The sequence below is a fragment of the Pseudomonas sp. P4_C3 genome (assembly GCF_056402075.1).
On sequence record NZ_JBFUIC010000544.1, the window covers coordinates 1 to 1,858 of the forward strand.

Sequence of the window (1,858 nt, forward strand, 5' to 3'; positions counted from 1 at the left end):
GTCAACAACCGCGACCGCAATTTCACCAGCGCCAAACTGAAGCGGCGCATGGAAGAAATTGAATCGAGTATCAATCGTTACCTGGCGGCACTCGATGCTGCCGATCGGCAAGAACCAACAGCTTCCGAGCTCAGCGCCGCGCGGCTGGAAGAGAAAATCGCCGAGCTCAAAACTCAAATGAAGGAGCTTCAGGCTATCGAAAGCCAGCTCAATGAGTCGCCGGATAAACAGGTCTCACTGACCGATCCAGACGCCCGTTCCATGATGACGCGCGGCGCAGGAATCGTCGGCTACAACGTGCAGACAGCGGTCGATACGCAGCACCATTTGATCGTTGCACATGAGGTGACTAACGTCGGTTCCGACCGCGATCAACTCAGTTCAATGGCCAAGCAGGCCCGCGAGGCGATAGCGTCAGAAACGTTGTCGGTGGTGGCGGACCGAGGTTATTTCAAAAGCGAACAAATCCTGGCTTGTCACTATGCCGGCATCACCGCCTATGTGCCCAAACCGATGACCTCTGGAGCCAAGGCTGACGGGCGTTTCAATAACGATGCCTTCGTCTATGACGCGGCAAAAAACGAATACATTTGCCCGGCTGGAGAGGCGCTGATCTGGCACTACTCCTACGTTGAAAAAGGCCTGAAGTTGCATCGTTACTGGAGTTCGAAATGCCAGGGCTGCGCGTTGAAATTGCAGTGCACACCGAGCACGGAACGACGAGTTCGACGCTGGGAGCATGAAGACGTATTGGAGGAGATGCAGCTTCGGCTGAGCAAAGCACCAGAGATGATGCGAGTCCGAAAACGGACTGTTGAGCATCCCTTCGGGACGCTCAAACAATGGATGGGTGCAACGCACTTCCTGACGCGAAAGCTGGCCGGGGTGAGCGCGGAGATGAGCTTGAATGTGCTCGCCTACAACTTGAAACGGGTCATGAAAATCATCGGTACCCATCACTTGATGAAGGCGCTAACGGCCTAAAAACCGGCCTGTTTTTACGTGTCCCGATGATCTGGCGCGTTGCTGGGGCGGTTTAGCTCATCAGGAAGGGACATCGTGCCTTGATCAGGCTACGAAGCCGGACAGCCGCTCAGCCTTGAAGATCGAAACGGGATCTAGCGTTTTTACACACTCTGGGCCAATAGCAGCCATCATATGCACCTACTAGGAGGCCACCCGAGGCATACAACGAGAACCCACTCCGGGCCTTCCTCTGGCGATGAGGCAGGGTATCCCAACGCGCACATCTGGACCAACCCCCAGCCCCACAGACGCTCATTGCAAACGCAGATATCCCCTAGGAGCTGAGGGCTAAGATGGCTGAGGCACTACCATGTAACTGACTAGTCTATTGCCGATCTTTTAGTTCTTTTACTCTCTTCACTACGTATTGTTCAAAGAGTGGGTGGGAGTGAAAGTCACGAAGTTCTGATCGGGTAGAGAATGAGCGGATAATTGTTCCGCATATTTCAGACTCGTCATGTGTTTTACTTTTGTTGAAAGCTGTTGCAAGTATTGCGTTAATGCTCTGTAGCTTGTGTTCAAGTCCACACTCGGCGAGGATCTCGTTGAGAATTTCTCGCCAGCTTCGTGGATCCACATCGTCAATATCCTTCCCCTTAAACACCCATGAAGCGTAATGATTTCCTCCAACCTGAAAAACCTCCTTGTCAAAATCGAGACCGCGGAACTTTGGAAGTTCCCACTGACCATGTGTTGAAATATTGGGCGCAGTTGGAGATTTAACTATTCCGATTACTTCATCGGTATTTTCGTTATAGCGAGCAAGTACGGCTGACGCAGTTAAGTACCTGAGAATCTTGAAGAACACTGCATCCTTGGACGCCCCCGACTG

1 protein-coding gene and 1 pseudogene are annotated in these 1,858 nt (G+C 52.4%); one reads left to right on the forward strand and one right to left on the reverse strand.

Going from position 1 to position 1,858, the window contains the following annotated elements; translation table 11 throughout:
- The coding region (locus AC1DVH_RS30410; protein WP_477756914.1) for an IS1182 family transposase at positions 1–984 on the forward strand (984 nt) is incomplete at its 5' end.
- 367 nt (positions 985–1,351) lie between these two features.
- Here the strand turns inward: AC1DVH_RS30410 and AC1DVH_RS30415 are convergent.
- A pseudogene (locus AC1DVH_RS30415) lies at positions 1,352–1,858 on the reverse strand (ImmA/IrrE family metallo-endopeptidase); the annotation flags it as partial.